Source organism: Microbacterium sp. M28 (assembly GCF_025836995.1).
GTDB lineage: Bacteria > Actinomycetota > Actinomycetes > Actinomycetales > Microbacteriaceae > Microbacterium.
This window is the reverse complement of the sequence record NZ_CP107546.1, coordinates 1,844,249-1,857,520: the sequence shown is the minus strand read 5'-3', so window position 1 is coordinate 1,857,520 and position 13,272 is coordinate 1,844,249. Positions and strand designations below refer to the sequence as shown.

Annotated in this window: 13 protein-coding genes and 1 tRNA gene; 9 read left to right on the top strand and 5 right to left on the bottom strand. The window is 67.7% G+C overall.

The genetic code is table 11. The features are described 5' to 3' along the window. Window positions 1-40 precede the first annotated feature (40 nt). From OED01_RS09170 to OED01_RS09150, 5 genes are read left to right on the top strand one after another with little or no spacing between them, the layout of a single operon-like run. The gene (locus tag OED01_RS09170; RefSeq protein WP_264154973.1) at window positions 41-1,333 is read left to right on the top strand and encodes an ABC transporter substrate-binding protein; all 1,293 of its coding nucleotides are present in this window, start codon (window positions 41-43) and stop codon (window positions 1,331-1,333) included. After that, on the top strand, window positions 1,330-2,280 hold the full coding sequence (locus OED01_RS09165) for a carbohydrate ABC transporter permease (RefSeq protein WP_264154972.1): 951 nt from the start codon (window positions 1,330-1,332) through the stop codon (window positions 2,278-2,280). Before OED01_RS09170 ends, OED01_RS09165 begins: the two co-directional genes overlap by 4 nt. Then, window positions 2,277-3,194, top strand: coding sequence for a carbohydrate ABC transporter permease (locus OED01_RS09160; protein WP_264154971.1), 918 nt, complete (start codon window positions 2,277-2,279; stop codon window positions 3,192-3,194). The genes OED01_RS09165 and OED01_RS09160 overlap by 4 nt, the downstream gene beginning before the upstream one ends. After that, complete coding sequence (locus tag OED01_RS09155) at window positions 3,191-5,113, top strand: glycoside hydrolase family 127 protein (protein ID WP_264154970.1); 1,923 nt, start codon at window positions 3,191-3,193, stop codon at window positions 5,111-5,113. Before OED01_RS09160 ends, OED01_RS09155 begins: the two co-directional genes overlap by 4 nt. 59 nt (window positions 5,114-5,172) lie before the next feature. After that, complete coding sequence (locus OED01_RS09150) at window positions 5,173-6,237, top strand: phosphotransferase family protein (RefSeq protein ID WP_264154969.1); 1,065 nt, start codon at window positions 5,173-5,175, stop codon at window positions 6,235-6,237. 37 nt (window positions 6,238-6,274) lie between these two features. Here OED01_RS09150 and OED01_RS09145 read toward each other — a convergent pair. After that, window positions 6,275-6,347, bottom strand: a tRNA-Ala gene (locus OED01_RS09145). Window positions 6,348-6,486: 139 nt separating this feature from the next. Between OED01_RS09145 and OED01_RS09140 the strand changes: the two genes are divergently transcribed. Beyond that, entirely contained in the window at window positions 6,487-7,557 is a 1,071-nt protein-coding gene (locus OED01_RS09140; protein ID WP_264154968.1) for an NAD(P)/FAD-dependent oxidoreductase, read from the top strand. Here the strand turns inward: OED01_RS09140 and OED01_RS09135 are convergent. After that, entirely contained in the window at window positions 7,544-8,554 is a 1,011-nt protein-coding gene (locus OED01_RS09135; protein ID WP_264154967.1) for a DUF2804 domain-containing protein, read from the bottom strand. The two genes, OED01_RS09140 and OED01_RS09135, sit on opposite strands and share 14 nt — an antisense overlap. A gap of 85 nt (window positions 8,555-8,639) precedes the next feature. Between OED01_RS09135 and OED01_RS09130 the strand changes: the two genes are divergently transcribed. From OED01_RS09130 to OED01_RS09120, 3 genes are read left to right on the top strand one after another with little or no spacing between them, the layout of a single operon-like run. Beyond that, window positions 8,640-9,434 carry a hypothetical protein gene (locus tag OED01_RS09130; RefSeq protein WP_264154966.1) on the top strand — a complete coding sequence of 265 codons (795 nt, stop codon included), beginning with the start codon at window positions 8,640-8,642 and terminating at the stop codon, window positions 9,432-9,434. After that, window positions 9,431-9,961, top strand: a complete 531-nt coding sequence (locus tag OED01_RS09125) for a hypothetical protein (RefSeq protein ID WP_264154965.1) — start codon at window positions 9,431-9,433, stop codon at window positions 9,959-9,961. Before OED01_RS09130 ends, OED01_RS09125 begins: the two co-directional genes overlap by 4 nt. 25 nt (window positions 9,962-9,986) lie before the next feature. Beyond that, window positions 9,987-10,643, top strand: coding sequence for an SDR family oxidoreductase (locus tag OED01_RS09120; protein ID WP_264154964.1), 657 nt, complete (start codon window positions 9,987-9,989; stop codon window positions 10,641-10,643). A gap of 3 nt (window positions 10,644-10,646) precedes the next feature. Here OED01_RS09120 and OED01_RS09115 read toward each other — a convergent pair whose 3' ends face one another. From OED01_RS09115 to OED01_RS09105, 3 genes are read right to left on the bottom strand one after another with little or no spacing between them, the layout of a single operon-like run. Then, window positions 10,647-11,504, bottom strand: coding sequence for a 3-methyladenine DNA glycosylase (locus tag OED01_RS09115; RefSeq protein WP_264154963.1), 858 nt, complete (start codon window positions 11,502-11,504; stop codon window positions 10,647-10,649). Continuing rightward, complete coding sequence (locus OED01_RS09110; protein WP_264154962.1) at window positions 11,504-12,532, bottom strand: App1 family protein; 1,029 nt, start codon at window positions 12,530-12,532, stop codon at window positions 11,504-11,506. The genes OED01_RS09115 and OED01_RS09110 overlap by 1 nt, the downstream gene beginning before the upstream one ends. A 5-nt stretch (window positions 12,533-12,537) precedes the next feature. Continuing rightward, window positions 12,538-13,248: a DedA family protein gene (locus OED01_RS09105; protein ID WP_264157949.1), complete on the bottom strand. Its 711-nt coding sequence runs from the start codon at window positions 13,246-13,248 to the stop codon at window positions 12,538-12,540. Between the last annotated feature and the right edge of the window lie 24 nt (window positions 13,249-13,272).

Below are 13,272 nucleotides of genomic sequence, written 5' to 3'. Positions count from 1 at the left end.
CCGCAAGGATGCGGCAAAAGAAGCGTCAAGGGAGACAGCAATGAAGATATGGACGACGCGCCGGGCATCCGTCGCGGCAGCAGGTCTGACCATCGCCGCGTTGGCGCTCACCGGGTGCTCATCGGACGGTGCGGCGGACAGCGGGTCCGCGGACGGCACACTCACGCTCTGGCAGCGCGACGGCGGTGTGGACCTCACAGAGCAGGTCGCGGCGTACGAGGACGCGAACCCTGGAGTCGAGGTCAAGGTCTCGACGATCCAGGCCGACCAGTACCTGACGAAGCTTGCGAACTCCGCGCGCGCAGGTTCGGTGCCCGACCTTGTGAGTTTCGACATCGTCAACACGCCACTGCTGTCGACCCAGGGCCTGCTCGCCGATATCAGCGACAATGTCGACGCCCTCTCCAACAAGGGCGACCTTGCACCGGCCGGTGTGGAAATCGGAACCCTGGACGGCAAGAACTACGGCTTGCCTGTCGCGTTGACCGGCTCGCAGATGTTCTGGAACAAGGATCTGTTCACCCGAGCCGGGCTCGACCCCGAGGCGCCGCCGACGTCGCTCGCCGAGGTGAAGGTCGCGGCGGAGAAGATCTCAGCCCTCGGCGATGAGATCACCGGCTTCTCCACCCTCGCAGGCGTAGGGCAGGCCTGGACGGGGTTCCCGAGTGCGTGGGCGAACGGTGGCAGCGTCCTCACCGAGCCCGGCCCTGATCAGAAGGCCGCGTTCACGTCGCCTGAACTCGAAGGCATGGTCACGTGGTACCAGGACATGTGGGAGTCCGGCCTGATGCAGAAGACCGACCAGCCGAACCAGGATCCCGGCAACGTGGGGCAGGAGAATGCGCTGAACGGCAACGTCGGCATCATCTTCACCGGGGCGAACACGCTGACGGCGAAGAAGGACCAGTTCGGCAGCGGCATCGGCATCCCGGGCGTCGAGGGCGGCTCCGGATCGTTCCTCGGCGGAGATGAGATCGGAATCACTGCAGGCGCGAAGAACCCCGACGAGGCTTGGGATCTCATGGAATGGCTGCTCAGTTCCGAGGAAGCGGCGGAGATCACGCTGTCGCAGGGCTGGATCGCGCCGGACCTCGTGATCGCCGAGAGCCTGGCCACCGACAAGTGGTCGCAGGACATCGTCGCTTCTCTGGGCATCGGGCAGCTCCCGAAGAGCATCGCCTACAACGCGGTCATCAACGACCCGAACGGGCCGTGGGCGCAGCAGTCGCAGAAGGTGATCTTCGAGGGTGCTGACGCGTCGATCGCCCTCGCCGATGCGCAGGAGCAGGCGAACGGTCTCATCGAGCAGGCATACAGTCAGGTCGGACAGTGACAACCGTCACCTCGCCGGCAACTCTTCGTGGCGCGAGCGAGGGAGCACGCCTGCGCCCCCGACGCGGGTCGAGCCGCCGCCAGATCCTCGCCTGGTCTCTCATCGCGCCAGCGCTCGTGCTCGCGCTCATGTTCTTCGTCGTACCGATGGTCCTGCTCGTGGGCATGTCGTTCGCGAACTGGCCGTTGCTCGGCGACGTGTCGGCGGCGGGTGTCGCGAACTACGCTCGGGTCTTCCGCGATGCGGCTTTCTGGCAATCCCTCGGGTTCTCGCTGCTGTTCACCATCGTCTCCGTTCCCCTCGGGATAGCGGTCAGCTATGCCGCCGCCGTCATGGTCCGCGGGGAGGGGCGTTTCGTCTCGTTCGTCCGGACCTGCTTGTTCATGCCGGTGGTGATCGGGTTCACCGCTGCCGCCTACATGGCGAACGTCATGCTCGTGCCCGACACCGGCGTCATCAACACGCTGCTCCGCGCGGTGGGGATGAGCGACGGACAGACCGCATGGTTCACCGCACCAGGGACGGCGTTCTGGGCCGTGATCGTCCTCACGGTGTGGAAGTCGATGGGAGTCGCGATGATTCTGCTCATGGCCGGTATGCAGGCCGTACCCACCGAGGTGATCGAGGCGGCGAAGATCGATGGCGCGGGGTGGTGGCGTCGCGAGGGGTCCGTGGTCTTCCCTCTCGTGCGCCGCCAGTTCGCGCTGTGCATGCTGCTCGCCGTATCCGGTGCGATCCTCGTGTTCGATCAGTTCTACGTCCTCACGAAGGGCGGACCGAGTGGCTCCACGACGACCGCCGTCATGTACACATATCAGCAATCGTTCGTGCGGTACGACCTCGGGTACGGTGCCGCGCTTTCGATGGTGCTGACCGTGATCATCCTGGCCGTCGCCGTCGTGCAGCTGAGGGCTTTGAGATCGACCGGCGCGGAGGATCAGAGATGAGTGCCATGACCGCATCCCGACACGAGACCGACACGAGAACGGCGATCCGTGCCATCACGACGCGGCCACGGCGGACCGGCGTCTCCGGCGTGATCTATGTCGCAGTCGGCACTGTTCTCGCCATGCTGTTCGTCGCTCCGGTGCTCTACATCGTGCTGCGGTCGTTTCTGCCTGCCGCAGCGGATGCGGACGGCATCGGCTGGAACTCGCTCGCGACGCTGACGCTCAGCAATTACGACAAGGTCTTCGATCCTTCGGTGGATCTGCGGCAGAACATCGTCAATTCGCTCATCGTCGCAGTTTCGGTGGCGGTCATGGTGGCGATCGTCTCGACGCTCGCCGCGTATGCGCTCTCCAAGATCCGGTTCCGCGGTTCGAGCGTCGTCTTCGTGCTTCTGCTTGCGCCGCTCGTCGTTCCGTTCCAGGGACTCCTGACGCCGCTGTCGATCGTGCTCGGCAAGACGGGTCTGCTCGATTCCTTGGTCGGCGTCGTGCTCGTTCTGGTCACGCTGCAGTTGCCGTTCTCGGTGTTCGTCATGCGCAACACGCTCGACGCGATTCCGCCCGAGTTGGAGGATGCCGCCGCGATCGATGGAGCCGGTATCTGGCGCATCCTGCGCTCAGTCATGCTGCCGTTGTCCTGGCCAGGGCTCGTCACCACCGCTCTGTTCGGTTTCATGGCCGGCTGGAACGATCTGCTCAGTTCGGTCACGTTCCTGTCGACCGACAGCAAGTACACGCTCCCGCTCGCTCTGGCGAGCATCAGCACCTCTCTCAAGATCCCCGGCGTGCCGGTGATCGATCCCGGACTCCTGACCGCTGTCGCGTGCGTCGCGACCGTGCCCGTCGTCGTACTGTTCCTGGCGCTGCAGCGCTATTACACCAAAGGCTTGATCGGAGGATCAATCAAATGATCGAAACTACTGCTCGCACCACCGCCGCGTCTTCGCTCGGGCGTCGCCACCGGCCCATCCGCCTCGGCGAGATCACCCCTCGCGGCTGGCTGCTCGACCAGCTCCGGCTGCAGGCGGACGGGATCACCGGAAAGCTCGAGGAGATCTGGGCGGACGTCGGGCTCGACAGCGGATGGCTGGGTGGTGCTGGCGAGAACTGGGAGCGGGGTCCGTACTACCTCGATGGACTCGTTCCGCTCGCTCACGTGCTCCACGATGAGCGTCTGCTCGGCCTCGCATCCAAATGGATCGAGTGGATCCTCGGATCTCAGCGCGACGACGGATTCTTCGGTCCCGCAGGCAACGACGATTGGTGGCCGCGCATGGTCGCGCTCAAGGTCCTGACCCAGCACGCGGACGCGACGCGCGACGAACGCGTGGAGCCGTTCCTTCAGAGGTACTTCCGACACCAGCTCGACGCCCTTCCCGCACGACCGCTGTCATCCTGGGGGCGTGCTCGTGGGGCCGACAACGCTCTCTCGGTCTGGTGGTTGTACGAGCGGACCGCGGAAGCCTGGCTGCTGGAGCTGATCGACCTGCTCGCCGCGCAGACCACGAGATGGGATGACTACCTCGAAGGGGACCTCATCACCGGGCCGGCCCGAACGTTCTCACACCGTACACACGGTCCGAACGTCGCGATGGGGCTGAAGGCCGGTGCTGTCCAAGCGCTGCGGGACGGCGACGTCGCCGGACATCGGGCGCGCACCGAGCGGTCGTTCGCGAACCTGCTTCGCTGGCACGGGCAGGCCCACGGCTGGTTCTCCGGCGACGAATGGCTCGGCGGACGCGAGGCGACGGCGGGCATCGAGACCTGTCAGGTCGTCGAGATGATGTTCACCGAGGCAGTGCACGCGCAGGTGTACGGGCGTGGTGTCGACGGCGACCGGCTCGAGTCCCTCGCCTACAATCTGCTGCCTGCCTCGAGCGACCCTCGGATGCTCGGGCACCAGTACCACCAGCAGGCGAATCAGGTCGAAGTGTCGGTCGCGCGGCGCGAGTGGTCCTTCTCCTCGGACGATGCCGGCGTCTTCGGACTCGAGCCGCACTTCGGCTGCTGCACGGCGAACCTGCATCAGGGCTGGCCGAAATTCGTGATGCATTCCTGGCTCCGAGACGATGACGGCCTGAGGGTCGTCGCCTACGCGCCGGTCGAATTGGAGACGGAGGTCTCTGGTGACCCTGTGAGGATCATTGTGGAGACCGCCTACCCCTTCGATGAGACGATCACGATGCGGGTGGCGACCGGGCGCACGGCGCCTTTCGCGCTGCGCTTGCGCATCCCGGAGTGGGCGTTCGGATCGGCGCAACTCAGTGTGGGAGGCGTGACGGTGGAGGACGCAGAGATCGTCGACGGCTACATCACACTCGTGCGCGACTGGTCCACGGCGGGTGACGTCGTGCTCGTGCTGCCGATGAAGGCGCGGGTCGTGCGTCGTGAGCGCCAGGCTGCCAGCGTGTTCCTGGGGCCGCTTTCGATGGTCTACTCGCCCGGTGAACGCTGGATCGAACAGGAGGGGAATCCTGGGCTCGGTCAGTGGGAGATCCACCCCCGCGGATCGTGGAACTGGGCGCTCGACAGCGTGCGAACGGCATCCACCTGGGACGTCACCCGGTCGCCCGTCGACGCGGTGCCGTGGTCGCTGCAGGGCTACCGGGGCGCGCCGACGACGCTGCACGCGCCGGGAGCACGTGCCACGCAGTGGCGCATGGCGGGTGCCCAGGCCGACGTTCCACCGCCGAGCCCCGTGCTCGACTACGGCCCGGACGAGGATCTCCGCCTTGTGCCGTACGGAAGTGCCCGCCTGCGTGTAACGGAGTTCCCCGTGATCGGCACCTGGTTCGACGTCGACGATCAGGACGAGCCGCGGCGCGGCTGACGTGCAAGCAGGGCCGGTGGCGCGGAGTTCTCGCGTCGCCGGCCCGAAGTCGTTCCGACGTGGGCGGCCTCACCCGCTCCGAAATCGATAAGGTGTGCAAGATGCGCGACCAGACGCCACGGTTCTCCCATGAGCAACCCGCGGAGCCGGTGCTGTTGCGCACGCTCGAAGCGGCCGGGCTGCCGACGAACGGGAGCTTCACGCCCAAGGCCGGCTGGGTCAGTCGTGCCTGGATCGGCGACGACATCATCGTCCGGGTCAACAACCGTGAACAGTTCCGTGATGCCTATCGCCACGAGGCCAGGGTGGTCGACCTGCTCGACGGAACCGAGGTGCCCCACGCACGGCACATCGCTGACGGCGATGGTCCGGACGGGACCTGGTACGTCTCCGAGCGACTGCCAGGACGGACCCTGCACGAAGCATGGCCCTCGATGGACTCGGGGACACGTCGATCGACCATCGAGAGCCTTGGCGCCGCTCTGCACGCGCTGCATCGCGTTCCAGCGCCGGAGGGCCTTCGTCCGCCGTGGATGATCGACGCGCTCGCCGGAGATCCGTGGCCCGCGTTTCATCCGCCGACGGTGGATGCCGCGCTGCACCACCTCGACGCGGCGCAGCAACGACCTGATCGGGACGAACAACTGCTTGCGATCGTTTCCGACTGGATACATGACAGGCTCGTGCTGTTCGCCAGGGATGAACCCGTGCTCGTACACGGTGATGTACACGGCTCGAATGTGATGGTCGACCAGGGCCGGGTCACCGGGCTGATCGACTTCGCCGAAGCGTTGGCCCAGGCCGCAGACGCCGAACTCGACACGATCCTGCGTTGGTGCGCCTTGGCATCTGCGTACCCGCCCACTCCCGCCGGGCAGGGTCTGAGCCCGTCCTCCCTCGCACAGGTCCCCGAGTGGTTGCGCGGTGCGTACCCTGATCTGTTCGCGAGCGGGCACCTGCGAGAACGCCTGAACTTCTACGACATGAATCGGGAACTGGCGCTGTACGCTCAGCTTCCTCTGCCTGACGGACGCTCAGCTGCACGTGAGCGCATCCTTCGTGTGCTCGACGGTCGAAACCACCTGACCGAGCTGTTCGAGTCAGGCCCGTCAGCTGGATCATGAAGCACGAAAAACCCTTGGTCACCCAAGGGTTTTCACGTGGACCTGAGGGGACTCGAACCCCTGACCCCCTGCATGCCATGCAGGTGCGCTACCAGCTGCGCCACAGGCCCAGATGCTGTCCCGTACCAGCCGGGGCAACTCGAAAAGAATACAACAGGATCGGCGCTCGGCGCGAATCCGAGCCGGATCCCGGGTGTTTCGCCGAGGACGCCGGGAACAGCCGGGTCGTCAGCGGCGTTGGATCTCGACGTGGACATCCTCGACAGCATCGTGATCGGCGCCGGCCAGGCCGGGCTGTCGACCTCGTACCACCTTCAGCGGCTCGGCATCCGTCACATCGTCCTCGACGCCGACAGTGCCCCGGGCGGAGCGTGGCAGCACCGGTGGGACGCGCTGACGATGCGTGACGTGCACGGGGTCGCCGAGCTCCCAGGATCGACGCCTCCGGTGCGCGACGGGAAGCGTGCGAATCAGGCCGTGCCGGCATCCTTCGACGTCTACGAACGCGAACACGGCCTGCCGGTCGTCCGACCTGTCAGCGTCGATCGCGTGACGGACGATGCGGGAACCCTCGTCGTCCATGCGGGCGAGCGCGAGTGGCGCACACGCACGATCGTGAACGCGACCGGGACGTGGACGCACCCGTTCCTGCCTCACTACCCGGGGATGGAGACGTTCCTGGGTGAGCAGCTGCACACCGTTGACTATCCCGGCCCTGAGCACTTCCGCGGAAAGCGCGTCCTCGTGGTCGGCGGGGGAGCGTCGGCCGTGCAGTTCCTCGGCGCGCTCGCACCGATCACCGACACGCTCTGGGTCACTCGGCGCGAGCCGGTCTGGCGCACCGACGACTTCACCCCCGAGGCCGGAGCCGCGGCGGTCGCGCTCGTCGAGCAGCGCGTCGCGCAGGGTCTGCCGCCGCAGAGCGTGGTGAGCGTCACCGGCCTCATGCTGCGCCCGCAGGAGCGCGAGGCCGAACGGCTCGGCGCCTACGCTGCCCGCCGTCCGATGTTCGCGCGCATCGAGCCGGACGGAGTGCGCTGGGCGGACGGCTCGTTCGAACGCGTCGACGTCATCCTCTGGGCCACGGGCTTCCGACCGGCCATCGCCCATCTCGCACCTCTGCACCTGCGCGGTCCCGCCGGGGGCATCCAGCTGGATCGCAACGGTCGCGGCACGACCGCCGTCGCGGATCCTCGCGTTCAGATGGTCGGGTACGGGCCCTCGGCGAGCACGATCGGCGCGAACCGCGCCGGCCGGACGGCGGCGAAGGGCGTGCAGCGCGCGCTGGCGTCGCTCGCCGCGCCGGTCACCACCGGTTGAGGACGTCCTCGGCGAAACCCTCGAGGCCGTCGACCGAGACCCTGCCGCCGCCGTCGTCCAGCACCCATCCCGACCATGTGCCGAACAGCTGGTCCGTGCGCGTCGCGATGAGCAGCACGTTCGTGCGAGACCTCTTGTCGTGGAACGGCGTGAACGTGAGGTCGGCGCTGCGTCCGTGGATGCGCCACGGCCGCAGCCAGTCGGCGGGCGTGTAATCCCAGACGAGTTCCTCGCTGATCTTCGACAGATGTCCATCGACGACGACTGCGTTCTCTGTCGCCCCTGAGCCGTCGGTCCATTTCGAACCGAGCTGCAGACCGACCGCACGTCCGTCGACGGTGCCGCTGCCTGCGGCCCAGTTCCAGTGCACGCGGTAGGGCCACCGTCCTCGTCCGTGATCGAGAACGGCCCAACTGCCCTCGGGCACCGCGTGCAGCGCGCCGTCGATCGTCACGGTCCCCACCGCAGGACGCGCGACATCCTTGACCGTGTACTGGAAGTGCCGGATGCGGCCCGCTCGCCGCCACGGGACCACGACGCCCAGCGATTCATGACCCTCCGGACGTTCTGCCACGACGTCGATCGCCACACGAGGCGCCGAGCCGACGAGCCGGGTGCCGCCGTCGATCTCGTCGATGTCGAGCGTGACCGTCCGTGTGCGGGCGCGGGTCGGCCCGTCGCCGAGAGATGCCGGCAGTGTCGTGCCGCTCCCGCCGGGCGAGAGCGCGGTGGCGTCGATCGACTCGCCGGTCGTTCTGTCGTAGACCCACAGCGAGTGCAGCGACAGGTAGTCGATGCAGGAGACTGTGAGCGAAACGATGTGCGTCGGAGTGATGACGTTCCAGTACTCCCAGCGCTTGTTGCGCCCCCAGCGACCGCGTCCGGGGATCCCGGACGTGTCGTGCATCGGCATGCGGGTGAAACCGAGCGCCGCCGGGTTCAGTCCACCGGCCGCGGTCGTCAGCGAGACGTGCTGACGGATCTCTCGTTCCTGCATGACGGCCTCTCTGACGTCCGTCCACTCTAGCGATCGGCACCCTGGACCCCGATCGTCGGCGCACCGTGCCGATAGCCTGGGGACCGTGGTTCGGATCATCGTTCTCATCGTTTGGCTCCTGCTGTCCGCCTGGCTTCTCGTATGGGTCGGGGAAGGGCTCTTCGGCGTCGACCAGAGCGCGTCGATCCTGCCGTTCGCCGCCGCGGCCGACGGTCTGGCCGCACCCATCATGATCGGCGTCGCCTGGGGGCTCATCCTCACCTTCGGCGGGTTCATGGGCGCTGCGACCGGCCGAGCCAAGCCACGCGGCGAGACGGCGATCGGCGTCGGCCGGATCGTGGAGACCTCGCGCACCGGCCTCACCGTGAACGACGTCCCGCAGTACGACCTGTACCTGCGCGTCGCCCCCGTAGGAGGCGGCGAGTTCATCAGCAGGCTCCGCACGCTCGTCCCGCATTCGGATGCCGCGGCCATGCAGCCGGGCGCACCGCTGCCCGTGCGCTACAGCGCCACCGATCACGACGCCGTGGAACTCGCCGACATCACCGACCCGAAGGTCCGTGAGGCGATGCTCGACTGGCGGATCGCCCGTGGACTCATCGACCCGCACCAGGTCCGGGCTCGACGCCACGGTGTGCAGTCTCCGGCATCCGTGCTGTCGATCCGTCCGACGGGAACGCGGCGGGACGGACAGAGCGAGCTCGCCGTGCGACTGCTCATCACACCGGAGGGGCGTCCGAGCTGGGAGACCGACACCACCGTCTTCGTGTATCCGGAAGCGCTCTCGCGCGTTCAGGTCGGCTCGCCCGTGTGGGCGCACTACATGCGCGAGGATCCGCACACCGTGGCCCTCACGATCGAGGAGGACCTCGGGCGATGAACATCATGGACACGATCATCTGGCTCGCCAACTTCCCGGTGACCCACGGGTATGCGATGGTCTTCATCGCTGCCTTCTCGCTGATGGGACTGTTCGCGCAGTCCTTCCGCGCGGTCGGCAGGAGCTCGCAGCTGTCCGTGATCCGACAGCGCGAGGGGCTTCCGGAGCCGTCTCCCGCCGGGTCGGGTCGCATCGTGTTCGCGCATGCGCAGCGGATCTTCTTCCGCGTGCTCACCGCGGTGATGGCGGCGAGTCTGGTTCTCGGCATCCTCGGACTGATCGGGGTGCCCGTCACGTCCGCGTACATCTTCGCCAACGGTGAATCCGCCGCCGCGACGCTGGAGGACGACTGGGTGACGTTCACCACCTCGACGGGCGAGACCTACACGCTGCCGAACGATTTCTTCACCCCGTCGATGTACCCCGATCGGACGGCGTGGGTGTCCACCGGAGCCGACATCGCCGTGCGGTACCTGCCCTCGCACCCGCAGGCCTATGTGATCGACACGACGCAGCTGGCAGACTGAACTCACACCGAATCTCGGAGGCAGCATGTCGCGCATCATCGTGTTCGGCGGCCACGGCCGCATCGCCCTTCTGCTCGCTCCGCTTCTGGTCGAGCGCGGCGACGAGGTCACGGCGGTGATCCGCAATCCGCAGCACGCGGACGAGGTCGCGGCGACAGGAGCGCACCCCGTCGTCGCGGATATCGAGAACGCGGATGCCGAGGAGCTCACGGATCTCATCTCCGGTCACGATGCCGTCGTGTGGTCCGCCGGAGCGGGTGGTGGCGATCCGCACCGGACGTACGCGGTCGACCGGGACGCCGCGATCCGCACGATGGATGCCGCGGCGACCGCCGGCGTGCGTCGCTACGTCATGGTGTCGTGGACCGGCTCCCGTGCCGATCACGGCGTCGACCCCGATAACAGCTTCTTCGCCTATGCCGACGCGAAATGGCAGGCGGACGCGCACCTCGCGGGCACGGACCTGGACTGGACGATCCTCGGCCCGGGCACACTCACCTTCGACGCACCGACCGGACTGATCCAGCTCGACGAGCCAGGGCGCGCCGCAGTCGCGAGGGCGGACGTCGCAGCGGTCATCGCCCGAGCACTCCTCGAGCCGGCCACAATCCGTCGCACGATCCGGTTCGGCAACGGTCTGGACGGCTCACCGCAGCCGATCGAGGCGGCACTGCGCGACTGACGGTCAGGCCGCGGCGTCCAGCCACGATTCGAGGATCCGCGCCCGGAGCCCGTTGCCCCGCTCGGCGAATCCGCGTTGCCGGCGCACGTACTCGGCCTTGCCGTCCGCCGTCTCGATCGGCACAGGGACGACGCCCCATGCGCTCAGGTCGTACGGCGCGGCCTGCATGTCGAGCTCGCGGATGTCGCGGGCGAGTTCGAAGCAGTCCAGCAGCAGTTCACCTGGTACGAGCGGCCCGAGCTTCATGGCCCACTTGTAGACGTCCATGCCCGCGTGCAGGCACCCTGGCTGCTCCATCGCCGGCTGACCCGCTCGCGTCAGTGGCGACCGATTGCGGGGCACGGCATCCGGAGTGAAGAAGCGGAAGGCGTCGAAGTGCGTGCAGCGCAGCTCGTGCGTCTCCACCACGGCATCCGTTCCGGCCTGGCCGAGTCGCAGCGGCGCCGGATGCCGGTGCTCCTGCTCGCGGTACACCATCGCCCATTCGTGCAGGCCGAAGCATCCGAACTGCCCTGGACGCGCCGCCGTGCGCCGCAGCATCCGCTCGACGAGCGCGGCGAGCTCAGGCTTCGCAGCGGCGAACGCCTCGGCGTCCGGCGCGGCCGAGTCGACGGACGGGCCGGGGGAGTACCACCGCCACTCGAGCCGCTCCGGAGCATCCTCGAGCACGACGCCGGCGCCCGGGTGCCACCGCCGCAGCCGGGCCGGCTTGTAGCTGTAGTAGGTGAACAGGAAGTCCTGCACCGGGTGCTTCTCTGCGCGCAGCGCACGCTCGCGGTGAGCCGCGGTCAGAGCATCCGCGCGGTCGTGATGCGCCTGTTCGCGTGCGCGCCACTCGGTCGAGCTGAGCGCGGTCGCCATCAGCGCAGGATCCCCACTTCGCCGAGGCGCTCGCGCAATCCTGCGCCGTCCGAGGCGGTCACCCACGGCGCCGCGTCGTCGGAGTGGTCGTCCGAGGGGGCGCGCCCACCGGCGAGCATGGCCTCGGTCGTGGACAGCTGACGGATCGCGACACCGGCGACGGACTGCGGATGCTCCTGCTGGAACGCGGTGTAGATCGCCTCGTCGTGTTGACCGTCGTCCCCGATCAGCAGCCACTTCACGTGCGGGAACTCCGCCGCCAGACGGCGCAGGTTCGTCAGCTTGTGCTCACGTCCGCTGCGGAACCACCGATCGTGCGTCGGACCCCAGTCGGTCAGCAGCATCGAGCCGGACGGGAAGAGGTGGCGGCTCAGGAACCGGCTCAGCGTCGGTGCGATGTTCCACGCGCCGGTGGAGAGGTAGATCATCGGGCATCCGGGATTCTGGCGCATGATCTGCTCCAGCAGCACGGCCATCCCAGGGACGGGGAGCCTGGCGTGCTCGTCGACGACGAACGAGTTCCACGCTGCGATGAACGGACGGGGGAGCGCCGTGACCATGACGGTGTCGTCGACGTCGCACACGACGCCGAAGTCAACGGACTCATCGACGATGAAGACGGTGCCTTCGACAGGCGGCTGTCCGTCGACCGACATCGTGACCGACTGCCAGCCGGGCTCGAGATCCGCCTTGACGACCGTGTCGACGACCCCGCCGCGGTCGGCGGGGACGACCTGGGTCCGTCCGCCGATGGTGACCTCGACGTTCGCGAATCCGACAGGGATGCCGACGAAGCTGCGCCAGCCGCGGATGCTCGCGTACTGGCCGTTGGCGTCCTGCCGCTGCGGTGGGACGATCAGTACACGGCCGACCACACGCACCCAGCCCGCGCCGCCGTACCCGGGGAACGGAAGGATCGTCGCCGTCCGGCCGCGCCGACGGGCACGGCCCTCGCGCCAGACATGGAGTCGGTGCTCCAGTCGGGCGAACCAGTGGATCCTGGCCGGATGGGCGGGCTGATCGGGCATCCTGATCAGTCTTTCATGCCCTGGCCGGTGCCCTCGCCCCCGTTCGAAGGAATCCTGTCGGTGGCATCGGGGCTCGGGTGCTCGTGCATGTGCCGGCTCTCCCAGGCCGAGAGCGCCTTCTTGCCGATGAGCAGCACCACGAGGAAGAGCACGATCACGCCGACGAAGATGTACCCGGCGAAGTGCACGCGGTCGACGAGTTCGCGGAAGCTGCCGGCGGCGAGCGAGGTCACGCTCACGTAGGCGGCGGCCCACAGAATGCACGCCGGGGCTGTCCAGGCCAGGAACCGACGGTAGGAGTAGCCGCTCATCCCGACCGTGAGCGGCACCAGCGAGTGCAGCACGGGCAGGAAGCGCGAGAGGAAGATCGCGAGTCCGCCACGGCGCCGCAGATAGATCTCGGCGCGTGCCCAGTGAGCCTCGCCGATGCGGCGTCCGAGCCAGGAGTGGCGGATGTGCGGACCGAGCCAGCGGCCGAGCGCGAATCCGATACTCTCGCCGATGAGCGCCCCGATGACGACGGCGACGCCGAGCGCGATGCCCTCGGTGAGGCTCGTCACCCCCATCGCGGCGATGATGACGATGGTGTCGCCCGGCACGACGAGTCCGATCAGGATGCTGGTCTCCAGCAGCACGGCGACACCGGCGATGAGCGTGCGCGCGACCGGATCGACCGACTGCACGGCATCCAGCAGCCAGAGCAGGAAGTCGTCCACGATCACGAGAATACGCTGAGCCGG